The following is a 24,040-nucleotide window of genomic DNA, read 5'->3' as shown; positions in this document are numbered from 1 at the left end:
GCAGCGTTGGCCTGACCACAAGCCGGTGTCAAGAACGGCAAATCGACAATCAGGCCAAACTGTCGCTTGAAAGCATAGGCGTGTGGTTTACTTCACGCTCATGTTTGATCCTTCTTATGCGGCCGCTTTGACACAGCTGAATGACTTTGTCCCAAAGGCTGGCCGCGACTATGCCAGCCAGCGCAACTATGACGACCTCGCCCACGTCTCAACGCTTTCTGCCTACATCCGGCATCGCATTATCACCGAAGAAGAGGTGCTCAAAGCGGTCCTGAGCCGCCATAGTGCGCATACGGCTGAGAAGTTCACGCAAGAGGTCTTTTGGCGCACATACTGGAAAGGTTGGCTTGAGATGCGGCCGGGCGTCTGGGCGATGTACCGCACGACGCTGAATGCCGACTTGAACAGAGTGCATACTGAGGCCGGCCTCCGCCGCAACTGGGAAACGGCCTGCAAAGGCGAGACCGGCATCGATTGCTTTGATCATTGGGCGAGGCAACTGATCGAGACGGGGTATCTGCACAATCACGCACGGATGTGGTTCGCATCAATCTGGATTTTCACACTTCGCCTGCCGTGGGCATTGGGTGCCGATTTTTTCTTACGGCATTTGCTGGATGGGGACCCGGCCTCAAATACGTTGTCGTGGCGCTGGGTTGGCGGGCTACAAACCATTGGCAAAACCTATCTCGCGCGCGCTGACAACATTGCAAAATATACGCACGGGCGATTTCAGCCAGAGGGGCTAGCGCCATTTGCCGCCCCTTTGGACGGATTGCCACATCCATCACGCGACCCCATCCCAACCTCAGACATCATCGAACCCAACAAGCGCACGGGTGTGCTCATCACTGAGGAGGACCTATCGTTGGGCTGGTTGCTTGATCAGGTAGAGCCCGTGGCGGCTGCGATGTTGCAGGCAACGGCCCACCGAAGTCCGTTGCAGGTTAGCGAGCGTGTGACGTCCTTCACCAAGGCTGCAATGGCGGACTGCACCATGCGATTTTCTGATCGTTTGGGACCGGTAAGCCGAGTGACGCCGGATGAGATAGAAGACTGGATGCGCGAAAACGCATTAGATCAGGTGGTGACGGCTTATGTTCCTGTCGGACCAACGCATGATGCGCTGGAAGGCACCAGACTTGTCAAACTGCTCCGCCATTATGACGCAGCGGCGTGGCCGCATGCCACGCACGGCTTCTTTCGCTTCAAAGAAAAGATACCCAACCTCCTTGCTGACATAAAAGGATTAAAGTTGAGCTGACATCGCAAGCCAATGATATCGGCGCCACCCGCCATTCTGCGCGTTTTGTCCTTTGGACCCTTGCATACCAGCAACTGTCGATCATATTCTAAACTAAACCGTTCACTTTGGGAGAGATCATATGGCGACCAGTCTAACGATCAACGGATCAGAAATTGAGATCGATTTACCAGGTGATGTTCCCTTGCTGTGGGCGCTGAGAGATGAAGTCGGCCTGACCGGCACAAAGTTCGGTTGCGGTGTGGCGGCCTGCGGGGCCTGCACCGTCCATATTGACGGTGAAGCTGTCCGCTCTTGTCAGGTCGCGATTGCCGACGTTTGGGGTGAGGTGACAACGATCGAAGGACTCGGAACCCCCGAAAACATGGCCATTGTTCAACAGGCATGGGTCGACAATCAGGTGGCACAGTGCGGATACTGCCAATCTGGTCAGATCATGAATGCAGCTGCACTTCTTGCCGAAATCCCCAAACCGACCGACCAAGACATTGATGACGCCATGCAGGGCAACCTGTGCCGATGCGGAACATATCCGCGCATTCGCGCAGCGATCAAAGACGCCGCCGCACGCATGACGGAGGAGACATAATCATGGGACGTGTCAGAACAATCGCCCGTCGGACTTTTCTTATTGGATCTGCCGCCATCATCGGGGGTGTCGCATTTGGTGCCTACCAGATCAACAAAGACGCGCCAAACCCACTGATTGCCGGCGACGGCGAAGCGACGCTGAACCCTTTTGTGTTGATCAATCAAGACGGTGTGACGCTGATCGCACCCCGCGCGGAAATGGGTCAGGGTGTGCACACAACGCTGGCGGCATTGGTTGCCGAAGAATTGGATGTGGCGTGGGACGACATCAAGGTTCTGCACGGCCCGCCGGCACAGGCTTACTATAACTCGGTTTTCCTCGGCATGGCGCTTCCCGGTGCGCACTATAAGGACACGCCATTTAAACACGGCGTGCGTGAACAGGTCGGCAAGGTGGGAAAACTGCTCAACCTTCAAGCGACCGGTGGCTCCACGTCCATGAAAGATTTCTACGAACGTATGCGCCATGCCGGGGCTTCTGCACGTGAAGCGCTAAAGCTCGCCGCCGCAGCGCGTTTGGGCGTCGACGCGAGCACATTGGATACGCAAGATAGCAAAGTCATTGCCGCCGATGGCACGGCTATCGCCTATGCCGAATTGGCAGAAGCTGTACGCACGATCACTCCACCCGACGTCGAATTGCGCGCGAAATCAACGTGGAAGTATCTCGGCAAGCCAATGCCGCGCGTTGATATGGTCGCAAAATCGACCGGAACAGCGGATTTCGCGACGGACAAAAAGCTGGATGGTATGCGGTTTGCGACGGTCCGTATGAGCCCCACACGCGCCGGCATGGAAAGCTATGATGACAGCTTTGCCAAAGACATGGACGGGGTCGAAGCAATTGTCGATCTGGGCGATGGCATCGCTATCATTGCAACCAACACATGGTTGGCCATTCAAGCTGCCGAAGCTGTCGATGTTACTTGGAGCCCGGCGAACTACCCAGCGGACACCGACGGGTTGCGGGCTGCAATCGCAGCATCTTTTAACATAAAGCCCAATAGCACCGTGCGCGATGACGGGAACGTGAATAACGCCATGGAAGGCACTGAAATAAAATCAGAATATTACGTTCCATGGCTTGCCCACACGACGATGGAACCGATGAGTGCAACCGCCCTGTTCACAGGCGATGCGCTGGAAGTTTGGTCCGGCAACCAAGCGCCTACTTTGATCCGTGACGCCTGTGCCAAGGCTGTTGGACTGGCAGCTGAGCAGGTCACGTTGCACACGACCTTGTTGGGCGGTGGGTTTGGTCGCAGGGGCGAAATGGACTTCTCCACCCAAGCTGCGCGGATCGCGGCAGCGATGCCCGGCACGCCGATCCGTATGACATGGAGTCGCGAAGAGGATATCCGCCGCGACTTCTACCGTCCTGCCGCGCTTGCGCGTTTTCGCGGCGTGGTTCAGGATGGCAAACCGGTGCTGCTGGACGGCAAAATTGCAGCACCATCGGTACTCCACAGCTCGTCGCGGCGCCAGACGGGTGTTGTACCACCCGGCCCGGACAGGCTACATGTTGAAGGTGCCGCAGACCAGCCCTATGCCATTCCAAATTTCCGGATTGCGGGGCATTTGGCCGATATAGATATTCCGCTCGGCTTCTGGCGCTCTGTCGGCGCTTCGATCAATGGTTTCATGCTGGATACATTCATTGATGAAATGGCGCATGCAGCCGACGCCGACCCCCTGCAATTCCGACTTGATCTGACACGTGATGAACACGCCCCCTCTGCTGGTGTGTTGGAGGCAATTGCCGATATGTCCAATTGGACTGGTCAAACACCTGACAAGATCGGGCGCGGTGTTGGTTTTTCCTTCTCTTTCGGAACCCCGGTTGCTGAAGTTGTTGAGGTTGAAGACACTGGGAACGGGATCAAGATCAATAAGTGCTGGATTGCTTGCGATCTGGGAACAGTGCTGGACCCGAGCATTGTAGAGGCACAAATGGTCTCCGGCGCAGTTTATGGTTTCTCTGCCGCGATGCAGGGCGAGATTACGTTCTCAGATGGTATGGCAGAGCAAAGCAACTTTTATGACTATGACGCGATGCGCATGCACACTGTGCCGGAATTCGAGGTGCGCCTGCTTGAGGCCAACCCCTTCATGGGTGGCGCTGGCGAACCGGGCACGCCGCCGTCAATGCCGGCCTTGGGAAACGCACTGTTCGACCTGACAGGAACGCGGGCGCGTGAGCTGCCGCTGATCAAGACCTTTGATCTTATTCTTTGACGCGGCGCTTTCCGAAAATCCCGACGTGGTCCGCACGCCAACAACCAAACCTGACTGAACGGCCTATCCAGCCTTGCGCAGGCCGCCGATAGCCCAACGCCGACAGGCATCGCCAAACGCTTCAAACAGCGGGCGCGATACGGGATCGGCATCTGCGTTCCACTCTGGATGCCATTGCACCGACAGCGTAAACCCCGGCGCATCCGCGACATATATCGCCTCGGGTGTGCCGTCTGGGGCATATCCGTCGATGACAATGCGCGGTCCCGCCTTTTTGATCCCTTGCCCGTGCAACGTGTTCGTCATCACTTTGTGGCTGCCAAAAATGCGATGAAAGGGTCCACCTTCTGTCAGGGTGACCTCATGGCGCAGTTCAAACTTCTCTTCCAGCGTACCGTCCGGGGGCATGCGGTGGTTGTCGCGCCCCGGCAGATCGCGAATTTCGGGATAGAGCGAACCACCCATCGCGACATTCATTTCCTGAAATCCTAGGCAAACCCCCATGACTGGTTGGCCGCGTGTGACGCAGGCCCGGATTAGCGGCAGCGTCAGGCGATCGCGCTTACGCTCGAACGTGCCGTGGGCTTCCGTCTCGAGCTCGCCATATTCTTCAGGGTGCACATTTGGGCGGCCACCTGGAAAGAAGAAACCATCGCAGGTTGCCATCAATTCTTCGACCTGTAGCAAATCTGGTTCAGCCGGAATGATGATTGGCACCACACCGGATACTTCAGACAACGCCTGAACGTTCATCGCACCTGCACCTTGCACAAGGTACTCGTCGTTGATCAGATGCGAGTTCGAGATGATGCCAACAACAGGTCGCGCCATAAGTGATCCTTTCCGGTTCCACCTTAAGTAGCGCTCAAAGGGCCGCAATGAAAGCCGATGAAATGCACAATTGCGCCGGCAAAACCGCACATGCCGCAATTTTTGGCAGCATGCATGATGTGTTGGACGGGTTTAGGCCTCTCCGATAAGTCCGGCTGCCTCAATCCCTGCCATCGCGGCGATGACATCATTGTCCGACGTATCGCCAGTGACGCCAACCGCACCCATGACATTCCCACGCTTGTCATGCACCAAAACGCCGCCCGGTACAGGTACAACCTGACCGCCGTAGACCCCATTTACGGCCGCCATAAAGTAGGCCTGCTGTTCGGCGCGTGCCATTTGCGCCGTGCCTGCCATACCCAGCATGACCGACCCGTAGGCTTTGCCATGTGCGATCCCAAAACGCCCTGGTGCCGCGCCGTCAGCGCGCTCAAACGCTTTAACATGACCGCCAGCGTCGAGGACGACAACTGACAGTGGTTTGAACCCCATCTCATCGCCCTTTGCTAAGGCTTTGCGGATGATCGTACGGGCTTTATTGGTGGAAATTTCGGCCATAGTGACTCTCCAATGTTTCAGTGATTGCGCTGCGATTTCAGTTCCAACCGGCGCTGATGTAGGACGGGCTCAGTATAGCCCGACGGCTGGATACGCCCCTTAAAGACCAGATCACAAGCCGCTTGAAACGCGATCCCAGTAAAGTCTGGTGCCATCGGACGATAGACTGGATCATCTGCGTTTTGGCCATCAACCACTGCGGCCATCTTGCGCATCGCCTCCATCACCTGCGCCTCGCTCACAACATCGTGGTGCAACCAGTTCGCGAGCGCTTGGCTGGAAATGCGGCAAGTGGCGCGGTCTTCCATCAGGCCAACATTATTGATGTCAGGAACTTTGGAACACCCGACACCCTGATCAATCCAACGGACGACATAGCCAAGGATACCTTGCGCGTTGTTCTCGATTTCCTTGATCTTTTGCGCGTCCGACCAGCGCTGATACTGCGCCAGCGGGATATCAAGGATCGACGACACGTAAGCGCGGCGTCCACTCTTAAGCAGCTTTTGCTGCACCGCCATCACATCGACCTTGTGATAATGCAACGCATGCAGCGTGGCTGCCGTGGGACTGGGCACCCAGGCACAATTGGCACCCGATTGCGGGTGGCTGATTTTCTGCTCCAGCATCGCCGCCATCATGTCAGGCATCGCCCACATGCCCTTGCCAATCTGGGCTTTGCCGGAAAAACCGCATTCCAAACCAATATCGACGTTCTGATCCTCATAAGCGCCAATCCACTGTTTGCGCTTGATAAAGTCCTTTCGGCTAAATGGACCCGCCTCCATTGAGGTATGAATTTCGTCGCCAGTCCGATCCAGAAAACCGGTATTAATGAACGCCACGCGGGATTTGGCCGCGCGGATACACTCCTTGAGGTTCACCGTCGTGCGGCGCTCCTCGTCCATGATTCCGATTTTGACTGTATTGCGGGGCAAACCCAGCACATCTTCGACTTTGCCAAAGATGTCGTTGGTCAGTGCCACTTCTTCGGGCCCATGCATCTTCGGCTTTACGATATAAACCGACCCCAAAGCAGAGTTGCCACCGTCCCGTTTCAGATCATGCATCGCGATCAGCACAGTGATCATCGCGTCCATCAGGCCTTCAAAGACCTCATTCCCGTTTTCATCAAGAATAGCTGGGTTCGTCATCAAATGCCCAACATTGCGGATCCACAACAACGCCCGGCCCTTCAATGTGAGACCACCACCATCTGCGGCCACATAGGCAATGTCGTCCGCCAAGCGACGCGTCATGGTTTGGCCGCCCTTTTGGAACTCGGCAGAAAGATTCCCTTTCATCAACCCGAGCCAATTTGCATAAGCTTCGACTTTGTCCGCAGCATCGACGCAGGCCACGCTGTCCTCGCAATCCATGATAGCCGAGACAGCACTTTCCAATCTCACATCTGCCAACAGCGCCTGATCGCGACTGCCAATAGGATGTGCCCGATCAAAGATCAGTTCGACGTGCAAACCGTTGTTTTTAAGAAGTATCGCGTCCGGCGCTTTGGGGTTGCCCCGATATCCCACAAATTTTCCGGGCTCACGCAGCGGGTTGTCATCAATCAGCAGCGCACCATCGCGCACGTAGTACCGAGACACGTCAGCATGACTGGACCCCGCAATTGGAAATGCCTCATCCAGAAAAACGCGGGCACGTGCGACAACACGGGCGCCATGTCCGCGCGAATAAGCGCCCTTGGGCGGCTGCACACCCATCGCGTCAGTGCCATAAAATGCATCATAGAGGCTGCCCCATCGGGCATTGGCAGCGTTGAGCGCAAAACGGGCGTTCGTGATCGGGACAACCAGTTGAGGCCCGGGGACCGTTGCGATCTCTGGGTCAACATTCGCGGTATCGATGGTGAAGTCTGCACCTTCGTCCACCAAATATCCGATCTCGCGCAAGAAAGCCTCATACGCTGTGCGATCAAGTGCCTGACCACGCCGCGCTACGTGCCATTCATCAATCCGGGTCTGCAAGTCATCGCGCTTTGCCAATGCGGCCCGGTTGCGCGGCGTCATTTCAGCGACAACATCGGCAAACCCGGACCAGAATTTGGCACTATCAATTCCAGTACCAACTATAGCATTTTCTTCAATAAAATTAGATAACTCTACCGCGACCTTTAAGCCGTTTCTTTCGACGCGATCCATCACTGTAAAGCCCTCCCTGACATCGGCTGCATACTGCGGCACACAAGCCGCTTCGCGCATGAGGTAGAGCGAATGTTTCCGATAGGCAACAAGCCTACTGCGAATTTGTTGCGGATGACTTTCGTTCCGATTTGCAGCGCTCCGAACAATAGCGCACATCTTCCCAAACCCGTGCCCATTTCTTGCGCCAGCCAAATGGGCGACCGCAGGTCGCACAGGTCTTTTGGGGAAGGTCAGCCTTGCGGCGCATCTTGGGCATGCGCAAGAGGTAAAGCGCCGACAGATCATTGCAAGTTTCTGCGTGCCTCTGGGATAGGCGGTAGCGCGTCACTCCAAGGCGCTCTACCGTGGCAGAGCCAAAGCAAGGATCATCCAATGAAAGATGCAGCACCTCAGACTATCTATCTTCGCGACTACACGCCGCCCGCCTATCTGGTGGACGAGGTACATCTGACGTTTCGCCTGAATACAACCGCTACACGGGTGACATCGCGGATCGCCTTTCGGCCGAACCCAGACGTAAAGGACACCGCGTTTTTCCTCCATGGCAGCGATATCAAACTCATCAGCGCAACGATCGACGGACAAAGCGTCTCGCCTGATCTCAGTGCAGACGGATTGCAGTGCGATGTTCCGGACACCCCGTTTATTTTTGAGACAGAGGTCGAGATCAGCCCAAGTACCAACACGGCACTCGAAGGTCTTTATATGTCGAACGACAGGTATTGCACGCAATGCGAAGCGGAAGGTTTTCGCAAAATCACCTTCTACCCTGACCGTCCCGACGTCATGGCGGTCTTTACTGTCCGGATCGAAAGCGATCTGCCCGTTCTTTTGTCAAACGGTAACCCCACCAGCGCGGGCCAAGGTTGGGCCGAGTGGCATGATCCATGGCCCAAACCAGCTTATCTTTTTGCGTTGGTCGCTGGTGATCTCGTCTCACACTCCGACAGTTTCACCACACGATCTGGCCGGTCGGTTGACCTCAACATCTGGGTCCGCCCAGGTGGTGACGAGGCAAAATGCGCCTTTGGTATGGAGGCGCTAAAAAAGTCGATGGTGTGGGATGAGAATGTCTACGGGCGCGAGTATGACCTGGATATCTTTAACATCGTTGCGGTCGATGACTTCAACATGGGAGCGATGGAAAACAAGGGACTGAATATTTTTAACGCCTCTGCTGTTCTGGCCTCGCCCGAAACTGCGACAGATGCGGATTTTGAACGGATAGAGGCGATCATTGCGCATGAATATTTTCACAACTGGACCGGCAACAGGATCACCTGCCGCGATTGGTTCCAGCTGTGCCTGAAGGAAGGTCTGACAGTTTTTCGCGATCAACAATTTACAAGCGATCTGCGCAGCTGCGCAGTCAAACGTATCGATGACGCGATGGTGCTGCGCGCCTATCAGTTCCGCGAGGACAATGGACCGCTTGCGCACCCCGTCCGGCCCGAGAGCTTTGTTGAAATCAACAACTTTTATACGGCGACTGTCTATGAAAAAGGCGCCGAAGTGATCGGTATGTTGAAGCTGTTGGTGGGTGATGACGCCTACGCCAAGGCGTTAGACCTCTATTTTGATCGCCATGACGGCGACGCCGCGACGATTGAAGATTGGCTGCAAGTCTTCACCGACACGACCGGCCGTGATCTGACCCAATTCGCCTTGTGGTACAGCCAATCCGGGACGCCGCGTCTGACGGTGCAAGATGATTTTTCCGACGGCACCTACACGCTGCAATTACAGCAAGAAACACCGGAAACACCGGGCCAGTCAGAGAAGAAACCTATGGTGCTACCCATTGCTTTGGGACTATTGGATCCTTCAGGCAACGAAGTCCTGTCGACAACTGTTCTCGAAATGACGGACGCCAAGCAGACGTTCACGTTTGATGGTCTCAGCGACAAACCCATCCCTTCAATTCTGCGCAACTTTTCCGCCCCGGTGTTGGTGAACGATGCCCTCACGCGCGCAGACCGCACCGTGATCCTGGCACATGATAGCGATCCGTTTAATCGATGGGAGGCAGGCCGCAAATTAGCCCAAGAGATGCTGGTCGATATGGTGCACCACGATGCGACCCCAGACACGGCCTTCCTAGATGCGCTCGCGGCTGTGCTGCGCGACGATACCCTTGACCCCGCTTTTCGGGCATTGGTCCTGCACCTTCCCAGCGAAGAAGATACCGCACAAGCAATTTTTGACAGTGGGCACGTCCCGGACCCAACGGCGATAAATCAAACACATGAAACGCTAAAGTTGCATATTGCGCAGCATATGCAGGACCTTTTGCCGCGCATTTATGCTGATATGGTCGTCACCGGCCCCTATGCGCCCGATGCCGGTCCGGCAGGGAAACGTGCGCTTGGGAATGCTATCCTCTCTCTGATCAGCAAGCTTGACGGCGGAAAACAGGCAACGAAGCAGTTTGCAACGGCCGACAATATGACCCAGCAACTGGGCGCGTTGCGTGCTTTGCTGCAAATCGCGAAAGGTGCGCCAGAACTGGCGACCTTTGAGACGCAGTGGCAGCATGACCGCCTTGTGATGGACAAATGGTTCGGCTTACAGGTCAGTCTTGCGCCACCACATGAGGCCGCGACGATTGCGGAACGTCTGACGGCACATACCGCTTTTGATATCAAAAATCCAAACCGTTTCCGCGCCGTTTTTGTTGGATTGAAGGCAAACACCGCAGGATTTCATCATAAATCAGCCGATGCTTACGGATTGCTTGCTGACTGGCTGATCCGCCTTGATCAGCTGAACCCGCAAACCGCGGCGCGCATGTCGACTGCTTTCGATACTTGGAAACGCTATGATATTGATCGGCAAAAGAAAATGCGCGCGGCCTTGACCCGAATTGCACAAGCGCCCGACTTATCCCGTGATACCAGCGAAATGGTGACGCGCATATTGGGCTAGTTTTTGCCGAACTAGATAAGCAAATGCTGCAAGGTTTTGCCGTTGGCGGAGTGTCATACGTTTGTCATGGCACCGTTACGTTGCCGGGTGCATTCAAGCAGCATGGAACATCGCATTGACCCGCTGATCGCTGAACGCGCCCCGTGGCTTTACAGTGATCGCCCCGGAACACGCATCGCTAAGCGGTGCCTGAACCGCATTCTTGGATATAACACCACGCTCGATATCGCCAAATCGCTTCAGGATGCACCGTCCGAAAAGATTATGGGCGCGATGGCCGATCGGTTGTCAAAAATGGTCGTGGTCAGTGGACTGGGGCAAATCCCAGGACATGGTCCTGCCCTGATTGTTGCCAATCATCCGACGGGGATCGCCGATGGTATCATTTTGAATGGTTTGATCTGTGCTGCCCGTCCCGACGCATATTTCTTCGCCAACCGCGATATCCTGCGGGTCTTTCCTCAGATGGAGACGATGATAGCGCCCGTCGAATGGCGCCCCGAACAGCGCAGCCACGCCAAAACCCGCGAGACAATGTCTTATGTGCGCACGGCAACGCAAGAGGGCCGTCTTGGGGTGATTTTTCCATCTGGCCGTCTTGCCAAACGGCGCAGACTGCGACTGCATGAACGCCCGTGGATGGCATCGGCAGCGATGCTTGCCCGCAAGTTCGATTTGCCAGTGATCCCGGTCAACATCCAAGCGCGTAATTCTGCACTGTTTTATCTATTCGATCTGATCCACCCGACACTTCGCGACATCACCTTGTTCCATGAAACACTGAACAAGGACCGTCAGCCGTTCAAAGTGACTGTTGGTGAACCAATTTCCGCGGCATCCATCCCGCGTCACTCCGACGAGGGAATTGAGATGCTGCGGCGTGCCACCTTGGCATTGGGCGGCAAGCACGCGCCCACTGTGAATCTTGTTACCGCGTCACGCGCCTGGATGCGCACCCCCCACCCCGACTAGAGATGTCATGCCGCCTTGAAGCTGCCTGCGCCTTCTTTTACATGAAGGCAACGCAGACAAAAGGAAGCGCGCCATGCTTGATCTGACCTATGATGCCCCCGCCCCAAAAGTGATCGCAGGTGCGACCAGCGACTGGGAGCTTGTCATTGGTCTTGAAGTACATGCGCAAGTCGCCACAAACGCGAAACTGTTTTCAGGCGCCTCCACATTGTTTGGCGCTGAGCCCAATAGCAATGTCGCTTTCGTGGATGCCGGCATGCCGGGCATGTTGCCTGTGATCAACGAAGGATGTGTGGCACAAGCAGTCAAAACCGGGCTGGGTTTGAATGCCGAAATCAACCTTTCCTCTGCATTTGATCGCAAGAACTACTTTTACCCGGACTTGCCGCAGGGTTACCAGATTTCACAGCTTTACCATCCGATCGTCGGCGAAGGCGAAGTGCTTGTCGAGATGGGCGATAGCATGGCCCGCAAAGTACGTATTGAGCGGATCCATCTGGAACAGGACGCGGGTAAGTCCATTCATGACATGGACCCCGCGATGTCATTTGTGGATCTGAACAGAACCGGCGTTGCCTTGATGGAAATTGTCAGCCGCCCAGACATTCGTGGACCAGAAGAGGCCGCTGCCTACGTTTTGAAGCTACGTCAAATCCTGCGCTATCTGGGCACCTGTGACGGGAACATGCAGAACGGAAACTTACGTGCAGACGTGAACGTCTCGGTCTGCAAGCCGGGCGACTATGAGCGTTATCAGGAAACCCAGGATTTCGGCCATCTTGGGACACGCTGCGAAATCAAGAACATGAATTCGATGCGCTTTATTCAGATGGCCATCGACTATGAGGCGCGTCGTCAAATCGCGCTAATTGAGGATGGGCAAGAGGTCGTACAGGAAACACGCCTCTATGATCCCGACAAGAATGAAACACGTTCGATGCGATCAAAAGAAGAAGCACACGACTACCGCTATTTCCCTGACCCTGACCTATTGCCATTGGAAATTGAGCAGGGCTGGGTCGATGATATCAAAGCAACATTGCCTGAACTGCCGGATCAAAAGAAGGCGCGCTTTATCAGTGATTTCGGCCTGTCAGACTATGATGCCTCTGTTTTGACAGCGGAGGTTGTGAACGCCGAATACTTTGAGAAAGTTGCCGAAGGCCGCGATGGAAAGCTTGCCGCAAACTGGGTGATTAATGAACTCTTCGGACGTTTGAAGAAAGAAGACCACAATATCGAAGACAGTCCGGTGTCAGCGGAGCAGCTTGGCGAACTGATCGGCTTGATTAAAGACGGCGACATCAACGGCAAAATTGCGAAAGACGTATTTGAAATCTGCTACACGTCGGGCCGCAATCCGGCCGAAATTGTCGAAACCGAAGGCATGAAACAGGTCACCGACACCGGGGCGATCGAGACCGCAGTCGAAGAAATCATCGCCGCCAACCCCGCGCAGGTTGAAAAGGCGAAAGCCAATCCAAAGTTGGTGGGCTGGTTTGTGGGCCAAGTCATGAAGTCTACGGGTGGGAAAGCCAACCCTGGGGCCGTAAACCAGATTGTGACGGCGAAGCTCGGGCTCTGAGCCCTGCCATTCAGGCAACGATGGAATGCATTGGCACAAACCTTCAGGTTTGATACACCATGCCGGTGGAATAGTGGGGTGAGGCCATGACCTTTGAATATAAAGTCGTTCCAGCGCCGGTGCGTGGACTTAAGGCGCGCGGCGTAAAAACTGCTGAAGATCGCTTTGCCAACGCATTGCAGACAGCAATCAATGAACTGGCTGCCGATGGTTGGGAATACCAGCGCGCGGATACTTTGCCGAGCGAGCAGCGCGAAGGATTGATGAGCAAGACAACCGTTTATCAGAACATGCTTGTGTTCCGACGCACAAAAGATGCCACAAAAACCGTTCAGCCTGCTCCAGAGCCTGTCGTCACCGCACCCCACCCCAAAACAGGTGAGGAACGTCTGATCGAAAAGAAACTCGTGGCGACACCCAAGGCGGAGCCGAAGGATGCACCAAAGATCGATACGGATCCAAAGCCGGAAACCGACAAAAAGACCGACCTGGCAGCCGAGTAGTTACTGAATATCGATAGCGAGGGCGTGAATGCGCCCAATAATATCTTTGCCCAGTGCGGCGTGAACGGCGCGGTGGCGGCCAATCCGCGACATGTTGTCCAAGGATGCGGCCTTGATGACAACCCGCCAATGGCTTTCGCCCGATCCATCATCGCCTGCATGTCCACTGTGCAAGGCGCTTTCGTTCAGGACCTCTAGGTGCTCTGGCGAAAGGTCGCCCAGCGCGTCACGAATTTCTGTTTCAAGTGTCATTATTTTTAAGCTGCCCTCTTCAATCTCTCGCTGCAGAGTCTAAAGTTACTTCTCCGAGTCGAAAAGGCGAGACGCATCATGAAGAAAGATGATCCTTTTGGTTTTGACATGTCAGTGTCGAGTTCAAAGAAAAAGAATCCGCGTGGACGGCGCGGTATGTCGGGTGCGTCCGAAACATCCACACGGGTTTGCGACCATGAGGGATGTGAAGAAGCTGGTAAATATCGCGCACCAAAGTCACCCGATATTTTGGATGACTTCTTTTGGTTCTGCCAACAGCACGTCCGCGAATATAACCTCAAATGGAATTTCTTTGACAGCACTTCAGAGGCTGAGCTGGCCGCGCAAATGGATAGCGACCGTGTTTGGGAACGACCGACAAAGCCATTCAAGCGCACGGTAGAAGAAGCCGCATGGGCGCGGCTTGGTGTTGACGATGCGCATCAAGTTCTGGGAGAAAACGCAACGCGCAATCCTGGCCGTGGTGCGGCTGCGGGGCGCAAGCTACCGCCAACGGAACGGCGTGCTATCGAGATTTTGGAAGCCAAGGACAACATGTCCAAACAAGAAATTCGCAAGGCTTATAAAGCCCTGATCAAAGTGCTGCACCCGGATATGAACGGCGGTGACCGCAGCCAAGAAGAACAATTGTCAGAAGTTGTTTGGGCTTGGGATCAGATTAAAGTCAGCCGTAACTTCCGCGACAAAGATTAAGGGCGCCCCAAGGCGCCCTTTACTTCTAACAACTCTTACTTCGCTATCAGTCGCGGTGGTAAAGTTGCGCCCGCGACAAAGTGCTCAACCGGTCCGTTGCGCGGTTCCCTGTTGCGCGTCCAATCCCAAAAGCACGTTCTTCAGCAAGAAAGCCCATCAGGTAATGAGCGCCGATCAGTACCACAAACCAAGCAGCGGCCAACCAAGGTTTGGCGATAAACTCTGACACCAGCAATACGGGTGCGTAGACTGCGCCAGACAGCGGCATGATCAGCAGTCCCGCACCAACCGCAGCGATCAACGCGACCGCCACACTGCCAACAGCAGCGCGTGCGAAACCCATCGCTCCGGCACGGCCCATCCAGCCGCGTGCAAGGTACAAAGCCACGCCACCGCTGGCCCCGCCAACAAGGATCGTCCAGGCAACAAAAACCATGGATTGCTTGGGCTGGGCATTCGCCACTTCAAGTCCCGAGACAATCATCATCGTGATACCCGCTGTCACTGCGATGACAGCGGCGTAAGCGATAGCAAAAGATTTCTCGCCTTTAGTCAGGTACATTTTTTCTGCAAAACGCGCGAACATAGCGTTTATCCCCCATAACTCGTTAGTTCGTGATGTGTACGCTTTTGGCCGGTCAATGGTCTGTGCGAAACATCACAACAAAAAACTATTCTATAGGCAAGAAATTGCCACAAACTGTTCTCATTCTCAAGAACAAACCAGCAATTGGTAGCGTTAACTTGGACTAAGGTAAGGTTTTCCCTACCATTTATTCCAATACAGAAACGATAAAGTCGGCGCATTTACGCTTTGTTAAGGCACTTGTCCAAAAAAACAGCAGATTTCTGGCTACGTTTTGTTAACCATTAGAATCGCTCATGGTCGGTCGCGGCGGACTTTTCCGCAAATATCAGGCGCGAAAGACGAGACTCACACCATTCAAACAGTGCCGTTTGCCGGTCGGCTGCGGGCCATCGTCAAAGATGTGCCCAAGGTGGCTCCCGCAACGTCGACAATGAACTTCCGTGCGCACGCGTAACAGCTTCCGGTCCGGCTTCGTCCCGATTGCGCCAGGTAGGTTATCATAGAAGCTGGGCCAACCTGTGCCGCTGTCATACTTTGTTGCTGACGGATACAGCGCCAGATCGCAGCCGCGGCAAAAATAGGTGCCATCTGCATAATTCTTGTCCAAGGGCGAGCTTCCCGCGCGCTCTGTGCCCTCGTCACGCATGACACGGTACTGCGCCGCGGTCAGCATTGCGCGCCATTCCGCTTCGGTGCGGGTGACTTCAAACTGCTGGGCCTGAAGTGCGGCAGGTGCGACAGCGCCTGCCAACGCGGTCAAAGTAAATGTACGGCGGTTCATCATGACAATATCCTTTAGCTTTGCGATATATATATGCGCACCGCCCGCAACCCGCCTAGCACAAAGGCACGAAACCACGCGCATGTGATCGACTGTCATTTGCTGCGCGTGTGAGATGAATTGCGCCCTTTCCCTTGCAGCGCCTCGCGTTATGTTGCATTTCCGAGGAAACGATACGCGGCGATTTATAAAGGGCCTCAAGATGGCGGACGGTATGACGGACATGCAAGCAAAACCAACCGAAGAAATCTCGGTCCGTGAAGTCTTTGGCATCGACAGCGACATGAAGATCAAAGGTTTTGCAGATCGCTCTGACCGCGTGCCCGAGATCGACAGCACCTATAAGTTTGACCCCGACACGACTTTGGCGATCCTTGCGGGCTTTGGCTATAATCGCCGGGTGATGATCCAAGGGTATCACGGCACCGGTAAGTCGACGCATATTGAACAGGTCGCGGCCCGCCTGAATTGGCCTGCTGTACGCGTAAACTTGGATAGCCATATCAGCCGGATCGACCTGATCGGCAAGGACGCCATCAAACTGCGCGACGGCGTACAAGTCACCGAATTCCATGAAGGCATTCTACCTTGGGCTTTGCGCAACCCTGTGGCCATCGTATTTGATGAATATGATGCAGGCCGTGCGGACGTCATGTTCGTGATCCAGCGTGTGCTGGAAACCGATGGTAAGCTGACACTGATGGATCAGAACGAAATCATCACACCGAACCCCTATTTCCGCCTGTTCGCTACAGCAAACACGGTTGGGCTCGGTGACACAACAGGCCTTTATCACGGCACGCAGCAAATCAACCAAGCGCAAATGGACCGCTGGTCATTGGTAGCAACGCTCAACTACCTCAGCCATGATGCGGAGGCGGCGATCATCCTGTCGAAATCCCCGCACTTTAATACAGAGCCGGGACGCAAGCAGATCAGCCAGATGGTGACGGTCGCAGACCTAACGCGTACGGCGTTCATGAATGGTGACCTATCAACGGTTATGTCGCCACGCACCGTCCTCGCTTGGGCAGAGAATGCGCGTATCTTCCAAGATGTCGGCTATGCCTTCCGCCTGTCGTTCCTGAATAAGTGTGACGAGCTTGAACGTCAGACCGTCGCTGAATTCTATCAGCGGTGCTTTGACGAGGAACTGCCAGAAAGCGCTGCGAGCCTCAGCCTCGGCTGATCAAATTTCTAAAGCGTCGTTTTTGAGGTCCTGCTGACCTTGCAGCAGGGCCTCGTTTTGCTGTGGCCATCAGTCGGCACAACCAAATTTTCGTACGTAGCAAATAATTTGGGCTATAATTTCGCCACATTGCCCGGTTTACATGCAGTATGAACACTTTTCTTGCCTCTTGTGCAGTTTTGCTTTCACTCGCCCCTGCATTGCGAGCCCAAGATCATGCGCAGCTGCGAACCTTCGCGACCTGTGCTGGCCGCCTGTCTGCCGTTATGGAGTACCAGTGGATGTTTGACGGCGATGCGTCCGAACGAACCAAAGCCCAAAGAGAAACTGTGCTGGAATTGATATCGGCAGTCATGGAGCCAGACATGGGCCGACAGGTATTGAGCTGGAGATTGACCGGAAAACAGGCGCAGGGCGTACTATTGACCCGCGCCACATTCAATCAAGATGCGACTGACGCAGCTTGGGCCCGGGAACAAGCAACCCTTTATGAACGCGAGTGCACGGGGCTTTTGTTAAGTTAAGTTCAATCTGTTCAGAAATGCCACGAGCTTGTCATACTCCAGCCGGTTTTCTAGGAATGATACCACGAAATTTTATTTGGACCGGAGCCATTCCATGAAAATGAAGATCGGAACCCCGCTGCCTGACGACTATGTGGTCAGCCATGAGGATCTGGCGGAAACAGCATCGACCTTGATCGCCCATACGCTACTACCGCTGTTCGCCGAAAACATGAGCGAGGAGATGGCCAAAGCCAACGTCGAAGGGATTGTGACAGAACTGGCGTATCTGTTCGATGAAGGTGAAATCGAACTAGGCGGTAAAACCTTCCGTCCCCGTCTGGCATTTGTGGATGAGAACGGTGCGCTTCTGCCGGGAGCCGCGGACCTGGTGACGCTGCATGCTTTGGCCGAAGAGCCGTTCGAAATCGACCCAGAGGCCGGGATCACATTTGAGGAACCCGAATTCGTCGACGAATAGGAATTGCAGCGCTCGGGGACTGGTCTTTACCCTTGCTGAGTTCTAGTTTGTGGCGGAGCAAAGGACCCCGCCATGAACAAACCATCCGACAACCCAGCCGATCCTTTCAAAAAAGCGTTGGCCGAAGCGACCAAAGTAATGGCGGATGACCCTGAGTTGGCGGTCACCTATTCGGTTGATCCTGCGGGGCAAACCTCTGACACGATCCGCTTGCCCCAAGTGTCCCGGCGCATGACGCGAGATGAAGTCCTTTTGGCGCGCGGCACCGCAGATGCTTTCGCTCTGCGCCACAAATTCCATGATCCTAAAGTCTCTGCTCGCTACATGCCTCAAGGACAGATGGCCCAAGACCTCTATGAAGCAATGGAAACCGCCCGGATTGAGGCGGTGGGCGCTGAGTACATGCCCGGTACTGCGGGCAATATCGATGTCAAGATCGGTACCGAAGCCATGCGCAAAGGCTACGACCAAATCGCCCAAGCCTCAGACGCGCCTTTGGCGGTTGCAGCTGGTTATCTGATCCGCCATCTGGCGACAGGCCGCGATCTGCCCAAAGGGGCCGACAACGTGATGGAGTTGTGGCGCGGGTTTATTGAGGATCACTGCGGCGGAACGCTGGACAGCCTTGAAGACACGCTGAACGACCAGCAGGCATTTGCGAAATTTGCACGTCAGTTGATCAGCGACATGGGGTATGGCGATCAGTTGGGTGATGACCCCGACAGTCTTGACGATGATCAGGAAGACGAAGCCGAAGAAGGCAGCGACGATCAGCAGGATGAGCCTGATAGCACCGGCGAAGACGACAGCGAGGGCGAAGAGGCCGAAGGTACACCAGAGCAATCTCAGGAAGATCAACAAGATGCCAGCCAAGCGCAAGTCAGCATGGATGATCAGGCAGATGCCGAGATGGGTGAAGAGGCCGAAATGCCCGAGGGTGAGGCCCCGCTAGAGCCGCCTGCCCCGCAGCCGGTGTCTGATGCTGATCCTGACTATAAGGTATCAACAGTCGAGTTCGACGAAGAGATCGGTGCCGAAGATTTGGCGGAGCCAGTGGAATTGGAACGCCTGCGCGCTTATTTGGATCAACAGTTGGAACCGTTAAAGGGGGCTGTGTCGCGGCTGGCCAATAAACTACAACGTCGCCTGCAAGCGCAACAAAACCGGTCGTGGGAGTTTGACCGCGAGGAAGGCATCCTCGACGCGGGGCGCTTGGCGCGGGTTGTTGCCTCACCCACAACGCCGCTGTCGTTCAAGGTCGAAAAAGACACCGATTTCCGCGATACGGTTGTAACGCTGCTGCTCGACAACTCCGGCTCCATGCGGGGTCGCCCGATTTCCATCGCCGCCATTTGTGCGGATGTCATGGCCCGCACGTTGGAACGCTGTGATGTGAAGGTCGAAATTCTGGGCTTTACGACCAAGGCCTGGAAGGGCGGACAGTCCCGTGAAAAATGGCTGGCTGATGGGCGCGAAGCGACGCCCGGCCGGCTGAATGATCTGCGCCATATTATCTACAAATCCGCCGATGCACCGTGGCGGCGAACCCGACCCAATCTTGGGTTGATGATGAAAGAAGGACTGCTGAAGGAAAACATCGACGGCGAGGCGTTGGAATGGGCGCATCGCCGGATCATTGGCCGCCAAGAGCAGCGCAAAATTCTGATGGTAATCTCAGACGGCGCGCCTGTTGACGACTCAACTTTGTCCGTTAACCCTGCGAATTATCTGGAAAAACACCTGCGTGATGTCATCGCGATGGTTGAAAAGCGCAAGGCGGTTGAGCTGGTTGCGATTGGGATTGGCCATGATGTGACCCGTTATTATGAGCGCGCGGTGACCATTACAGACGTTGAACAACTGGCTGGTGCGATGACCGAGCAGTTGGCCAGCCTTTTTGATAGTGATCCGCGCAAACGCGCCCGTGTTTTGGGAATGCGGAAGGCAGGTTAGCCTCCGGCGGAAGTTTGATTGGACATAGAAAGTTGATTGGGGTGGTAGATGTTTCAAACATTTGAGGCGCAATCTTCGCCCGATCAGGGGCCGCCACGACTGGCCGCATTGCGCAAACTGATGGCAGAGCGTGCGCTTGACGCGTTCTTGGTCCCACGTGCCGATGCGCACCAGGGCGAATATGTGGCCCCGCGGGATGCGCGATTGGAATGGCTGACAGGTTTTTCGGGGTCCGCCGGGTTTTGCGCCGTGTTACAGGATGTGGCAGGGGTGTTTATCGATGGTCGCTACCGTGTTCAGGTGCGCGCGCAGGTCGCTGATGTGTTCACCCCAGTGCATTGGCCAGAAACCAAATTGGCCGAATGGTTAGAGACCCAACTACCGTCTGGCGGCACGCTGGGATTTGATCCTTGGTTGCACACCGTGGCGGAAATCGCGGAGCTACGGAAGACGTTGTCGCGTTTCAAATTGATCGAAACGGACAATCTGATTGATGCCATTTGGGATGATCAGCCCGCGCCACCCGACGCCCCGTTTACTGCCCATGCCATTGAACACGCTGGCGAGGCGCACAATGACAAACGCGCCCGATTGGCCAAGGATATGGATGAAAGTGCCGCTGTGCTGACACTGCCTGACAGCATTGCATGGCTTCTGAATATCCGTGGCACCGATATTGCGCGCAATCCGGTTCCGCAGGCATTTGCGATCCTACATGACGATGGGCGCGTTGATCTGTTTGCAGTAAGCGGCAAAGCGGACGCCATTGTAGCACATCTTGGCCCAGATATTTCGGTGTATGAAATCAGTCAGTTTCTTGATGCGTTGGAAACATTGTCCGGCAAGGTGCTTATCGACAAGCGGTCTTGCCCGGCAATCGTTGCAACCAAGCTGCACACTGCTGGATGCGACGTGGTGGAAGGCAACGACCCATGCGTCCTACCCAAAGCCTGCAAGAACGCCGTCGAGATCTCGGGCGCGAAGGCCGCCCACGAACGCGACGCCTTGGCAATAGTTCGGTTCCTGTCCTGGCTGGAGGCCGAAGCGCCTACGGGCGGCTTGACCGAGATTGACGTTGTCAAGGCGCTGGAAGGGTTTCGCATGCAGACCAACGCGCTGCGCGACATCAGCTTTGAAACAATCTGTGGCGCTGGTCCAAATGGTGCAATCGTCCATTACCGCGTGACTGAGGAGACGAATCGAAAGATCACTGAAGGCGACTTGCTGCTGGTAGACAGTGGCGGACAATATGTGGACGGCACCACAGATATCACACGTACCGTTGCTATTGGCACACCAACGCAGGATCATCGGGCCTGCTATACGCGGGTCTTGCAGGGCATGATTGCTGTCAGCCGTGTCAGGTTTCCACACGGCGTTGGTGGCCAGCACCTCGATGCGTTGGCGCGCGCACCACTTTGGATGGCAGGTCAAGACTATGATCATGGCACCGGTCACGGTGTGGGTAGTTATCTCAGCGTTCACGAGGGCCCGCAGGGTATCTCAAGGCGATCAGAGGTCGCGTTGAAAGCCGGGATGATCTTATCCAATGAGCCTGGATATTATCGCGAAGGTGAATTTGGCATTCGTATTGAAAACCTCATCGTTGTCACCGACGCTCCTGCCATTGAGGGCGGAGATGATCGCAACATGCTGTCCTTTGACACGCTCACATACGTGCCATTTGAGCGCCGCCTGATCGACACTCGGATGCTGTCAGAGGCAGAACGGGGGTGGATTGATCGCTATCATGCAGATACATTGACGCTTCTGGCTCCACGACTGGATGAAAAAACGGGTGTATGGCTGACCAGGGCTTGCGCGCCACTTTGACATAGCACCGTCACAGTGACGCACTAAAGTCTCCCGACGACCGATGCTGACGAAAAGGAAATCACCATGGCTGATCATATCAAAATTCGCCCTGCAACTGGCACCTGGGTTGTGCGTGCAGCCGGTGCCGTCATCGGCGAAAGCACCAACGCGCTTGAACTGGCAGAAGGTGATTACCCCCCTGTCATCTACTTTCCGCGAACCGATCTTGCCATGGCATTCCTTGAACCAACGGACCTGACATCAAAGTGCCCGTACAAGGGTGATGCAAGCTATTTCACTATTGAGGCGAAGAGTGGACCGATTCAAAATGCCGCATGGTCCTACGAAAACCCCATCGATGCGGTTGCTCAGATCAAAGAGCACATCGCATTTTACCATGAAAAAGTAGCCGTCGAGCAGGTTTAAGAGTGCTCTTCGGCTGCGGTCTCTGACAAGGCGCGGTTCATTGCACGCAAGGCATCGACCTGAAACAGTGCCCCCCACAATTCTGGCGGGGCATCTTCACCACCCAATGTGACAACCGGGATAAAGCGGTGCCCCGCGCCATCAAAAATCGGCATCGCCTGCTCCAAGGTTGCATTGCCGTCCACATAGACGCCCTCACGGACCAAATCCCAGCACTCATCCTCTGGTGCCGCATTTTTTGCGTCCATCGCGCGCATGATGGATGAAACTTTGAAGGTTGCCAAAAGATAGGCTTGTGGTCCCGCGGCAAGATGCACGTTGCGCCGTTCCAGTTGGGTCAAAAAGAATGAACGGTCCACAAGTCGCGACGACAAGGCCGACGACAGCGATACCGCCACCATGACGGCAAGGCCTGTTTGCCAATCGCCCGTCAGTTCAAACACGATCAGTGTTGTCGAGATCGGCGCGCCCAACACAGCCGCCGCAACGGCCCCCATCCCCGCCAAAGCATAGAGCGTTTCGCTTCCAGACACTGTGGGAAAAATCGGGGTGGCGATCAGACCAAAAGCGAGACCTGTCAGCGCACCCACCATCAAAGAGGGTGAAAACACGCCACCGCCCATGCGCCCACCCATCGTAATCGCAACGGCGACGACTTTTAGGATGACAAAGACGATCGCTTCATGCAGGACCAGTTCTCCCGTCAGTGCCGCGGATGTGGTCTCGTATCCAACACCAATGATATGCGGCCACCAGATGGCCAAAGTCCCCAAGAGTGCTCCGGCAATGGCCGGGCGCAAGTAACGCGGGATGCCTGTTTCACCTTGCACATAGTTGGCCAGATCTTCGGCCCAAAAGATCGCTTTCATCAAGGCGACGGCAACAAGCCCGCAAACAAGACCAAGGATCAGAAAGGCGGGGAGTTCGACATAAAAGCCAAGCGCGTTCTGTACCGGCAACACAAATTCGGTCACATCGCCAAACACCAACCGATTTATCACGGTACCGACTGCGGATGCGATGACGATCGGTGCAAAGGCATGGACTGCGAAATGGCGCAAGACCACCTCAAGCGCGAACAATGCCCCGGCGATGGGTGCATTAAAGCTGGCCGAAACCGCTGCAGCAACAGCACACCCCAACAAGTCGCGCCCGGTGATGCCGTTGGCATTTATCCAGCGACAAACACCTGTCGAGATCACAGCGGCAAGGTGAACAACCGGCCCCTCCCGGCCTGACGACCCCCCTGTTGACAGCGTGATCATGGATGCCGCGGCAGAGGCCAATCCACGCCGCACCTCGACCCGACCTTCGGACAATGCGGCCCCTTCGATCACGTCGGCAACCGACCGCACGCGGCCATCATCGGTGAACCTGTCCAGTATCAGACCAACGATCAGTCCGCCGCAGATCGGGATCAAGAGGATTTGGTACCACGCCAAACCGGCGGCAAATGAATGCAGGGTCAGAACATCATCGGTACCATAAGCCGTTGTTTGGATGGCATAGATACCCAGCCGAAAAAGCACGGCGGCAAACCCTGCCGCAATCCCGATAGCCAATGCGATGAACCAAAATTGAATTTGGTTCGGTCCATGAGTCTTCATCACTTTGGCGGCGTCCCGACAGGCCGTCGTCGCATCAGCAATTCCCTGCTGCAGCAACGCTTTTACTGGCTTCCCCATCAGGTCTGCTTTCTTGCAAG

22 protein-coding genes are annotated in these 24,040 nt (G+C 55.3%); 14 read left to right on the top strand and 8 right to left on the bottom strand.

Going from position 1 to position 24,040, the window contains the following annotated elements:
- Positions 1-100 precede the first annotated feature (100 nt).
- The 3 genes from ACZ1G5_RS15825 (at position 101) to ACZ1G5_RS15815 (ending at position 4,090) form a co-directional block, all read left to right on the top strand.
- Entirely contained in the window at positions 101-1,264 is a 1,164-nt protein-coding gene (locus tag ACZ1G5_RS15825; RefSeq protein WP_472733754.1) for an FAD-binding domain-containing protein, read from the top strand.
- 121 nt (positions 1,265-1,385) lie between these two features.
- A complete protein-coding gene (locus ACZ1G5_RS15820; RefSeq protein ID WP_472733753.1) occupies positions 1,386-1,853 on the top strand; it encodes a (2Fe-2S)-binding protein in 468 nt (155 codons plus the stop codon).
- Positions 1,854-1,855: 2 nt separating this feature from the next.
- Positions 1,856-4,090, top strand: a complete 2,235-nt coding sequence (locus ACZ1G5_RS15815; RefSeq protein WP_472733752.1) for a xanthine dehydrogenase family protein molybdopterin-binding subunit — start codon at positions 1,856-1,858, stop codon at positions 4,088-4,090.
- A gap of 63 nt (positions 4,091-4,153) precedes the next feature.
- Here ACZ1G5_RS15815 and ACZ1G5_RS15810 read toward each other — a convergent pair whose 3' ends face one another.
- The 4 genes from ACZ1G5_RS15810 to ACZ1G5_RS15795 all read right to left on the bottom strand — a co-directional run bounded on the left by ACZ1G5_RS15810 (position 4,154) and on the right by ACZ1G5_RS15795 (position 7,894).
- Positions 4,154-4,921: a gamma-glutamyl-gamma-aminobutyrate hydrolase family protein gene (locus tag ACZ1G5_RS15810; protein WP_472733751.1), complete on the bottom strand. Its 768-nt coding sequence runs from the start codon at positions 4,919-4,921 to the stop codon at positions 4,154-4,156.
- A gap of 132 nt (positions 4,922-5,053) precedes the next feature.
- Positions 5,054-5,482, bottom strand: coding sequence for a GlcG/HbpS family heme-binding protein (locus ACZ1G5_RS15805; protein ID WP_472733750.1), 429 nt, complete (start codon positions 5,480-5,482; stop codon positions 5,054-5,056).
- A gap of 17 nt (positions 5,483-5,499) precedes the next feature.
- Positions 5,500-7,644, bottom strand: coding sequence for a malate synthase G (locus ACZ1G5_RS15800; protein WP_472734361.1), 2,145 nt, complete (start codon positions 7,642-7,644; stop codon positions 5,500-5,502).
- 94 nt (positions 7,645-7,738) lie between these two features.
- Positions 7,739-7,894, bottom strand: coding sequence for a DUF2256 domain-containing protein (locus tag ACZ1G5_RS15795; protein WP_472734360.1), 156 nt, complete (start codon positions 7,892-7,894; stop codon positions 7,739-7,741).
- 125 nt (positions 7,895-8,019) lie between these two features.
- Here ACZ1G5_RS15795 and pepN point away from each other — a divergent pair, with 125 nt between their 5' ends.
- From pepN to ACZ1G5_RS15775, 4 genes are all read left to right on the top strand, one after another.
- Positions 8,020-10,572, top strand: a complete 2,553-nt coding sequence (pepN, locus tag ACZ1G5_RS15790; RefSeq protein WP_472733749.1) for an aminopeptidase N — start codon at positions 8,020-8,022, stop codon at positions 10,570-10,572.
- A gap of 102 nt (positions 10,573-10,674) precedes the next feature.
- Entirely contained in the window at positions 10,675-11,544 is an 870-nt protein-coding gene (locus ACZ1G5_RS15785; RefSeq protein WP_472733748.1) for a 1-acyl-sn-glycerol-3-phosphate acyltransferase, read from the top strand.
- A 73-nt stretch (positions 11,545-11,617) separates the two neighbouring features.
- The gene (gene gatB, locus ACZ1G5_RS15780; RefSeq protein WP_472733747.1) at positions 11,618-13,129 is read left to right on the top strand and encodes an Asp-tRNA(Asn)/Glu-tRNA(Gln) amidotransferase subunit GatB; all 1,512 of its coding nucleotides are present in this window, start codon (positions 11,618-11,620) and stop codon (positions 13,127-13,129) included.
- 86 nt (positions 13,130-13,215) lie between these two features.
- A complete protein-coding gene (locus ACZ1G5_RS15775) occupies positions 13,216-13,632 on the top strand; it encodes a DUF4177 domain-containing protein (RefSeq protein ID WP_472733746.1) in 417 nt (138 codons plus the stop codon).
- Here ACZ1G5_RS15775 and ACZ1G5_RS15770 read toward each other — a convergent pair whose 3' ends face one another.
- Positions 13,633-13,884, bottom strand: coding sequence for a BolA family protein (locus ACZ1G5_RS15770; RefSeq protein WP_472733745.1), 252 nt, complete (start codon positions 13,882-13,884; stop codon positions 13,633-13,635).
- Between the two features lie 78 nt (positions 13,885-13,962).
- Here ACZ1G5_RS15770 and ACZ1G5_RS15765 point away from each other — a divergent pair, with 78 nt between their 5' ends.
- Positions 13,963-14,598 carry a DnaJ domain-containing protein gene (locus tag ACZ1G5_RS15765; protein WP_472733744.1) on the top strand — a complete coding sequence of 212 codons (636 nt, stop codon included), beginning with the start codon at positions 13,963-13,965 and terminating at the stop codon, positions 14,596-14,598.
- Between the two features lie 46 nt (positions 14,599-14,644).
- Here ACZ1G5_RS15765 and ACZ1G5_RS15760 read toward each other — a convergent pair whose 3' ends face one another.
- Both ACZ1G5_RS15760 and msrB read right to left on the bottom strand, forming a co-directional pair.
- The gene (locus tag ACZ1G5_RS15760) at positions 14,645-15,160 is read right to left on the bottom strand and encodes a hypothetical protein (RefSeq protein ID WP_472733743.1); all 516 of its coding nucleotides are present in this window, start codon (positions 15,158-15,160) and stop codon (positions 14,645-14,647) included.
- Between the two features lie 352 nt (positions 15,161-15,512).
- Positions 15,513-15,968, bottom strand: a complete 456-nt coding sequence (gene msrB, locus ACZ1G5_RS15755; RefSeq protein ID WP_472733742.1) for a peptide-methionine (R)-S-oxide reductase MsrB — start codon at positions 15,966-15,968, stop codon at positions 15,513-15,515.
- A 202-nt stretch (positions 15,969-16,170) separates the two neighbouring features.
- On the opposite strand from msrB, the gene cobS reads away from it, so the two are divergent.
- The 6 genes from cobS to ACZ1G5_RS15725 all read left to right on the top strand — a co-directional run bounded on the left by cobS (position 16,171) and on the right by ACZ1G5_RS15725 (position 22,335).
- Complete coding sequence (cobS, locus tag ACZ1G5_RS15750; protein WP_472733741.1) at positions 16,171-17,157, top strand: cobaltochelatase subunit CobS; 987 nt, start codon at positions 16,171-16,173, stop codon at positions 17,155-17,157.
- A gap of 149 nt (positions 17,158-17,306) precedes the next feature.
- Positions 17,307-17,681: a hypothetical protein gene (locus ACZ1G5_RS15745; RefSeq protein WP_472733740.1), complete on the top strand. Its 375-nt coding sequence runs from the start codon at positions 17,307-17,309 to the stop codon at positions 17,679-17,681.
- Positions 17,682-17,775: 94 nt separating this feature from the next.
- Positions 17,776-18,141 carry a hypothetical protein gene (locus tag ACZ1G5_RS15740; protein WP_472733739.1) on the top strand — a complete coding sequence of 122 codons (366 nt, stop codon included), beginning with the start codon at positions 17,776-17,778 and terminating at the stop codon, positions 18,139-18,141.
- A 72-nt stretch (positions 18,142-18,213) separates the two neighbouring features.
- Positions 18,214-20,094, top strand: coding sequence for a cobaltochelatase subunit CobT (gene cobT / locus ACZ1G5_RS15735; protein WP_472733738.1), 1,881 nt, complete (start codon positions 18,214-18,216; stop codon positions 20,092-20,094).
- A gap of 48 nt (positions 20,095-20,142) precedes the next feature.
- Positions 20,143-21,927, top strand: coding sequence for an aminopeptidase P family protein (locus ACZ1G5_RS15730; RefSeq protein WP_472733737.1), 1,785 nt, complete (start codon positions 20,143-20,145; stop codon positions 21,925-21,927).
- Between the two features lie 66 nt (positions 21,928-21,993).
- Complete coding sequence (locus ACZ1G5_RS15725) at positions 21,994-22,335, top strand: DUF427 domain-containing protein (protein WP_472733736.1); 342 nt, start codon at positions 21,994-21,996, stop codon at positions 22,333-22,335.
- On the opposite strand, the gene ACZ1G5_RS15720 is transcribed toward ACZ1G5_RS15725, so the two are convergent.
- Positions 22,332-23,942 carry a chloride channel protein gene (locus tag ACZ1G5_RS15720; RefSeq protein ID WP_472734359.1) on the bottom strand — a complete coding sequence of 537 codons (1,611 nt, stop codon included), beginning with the start codon at positions 23,940-23,942 and terminating at the stop codon, positions 22,332-22,334. The genes ACZ1G5_RS15725 and ACZ1G5_RS15720 overlap by 4 nt on opposite strands.
- Between the last annotated feature and the right edge of the window lie 98 nt (positions 23,943-24,040).

The sequence above is a fragment of the Yoonia sp. JB2-21 genome, assembly GCF_055693545.1.
The sequence above is the reverse complement of the archived record's forward strand: the minus strand, read 5'-3'. Positions and strand labels throughout refer to the sequence as shown.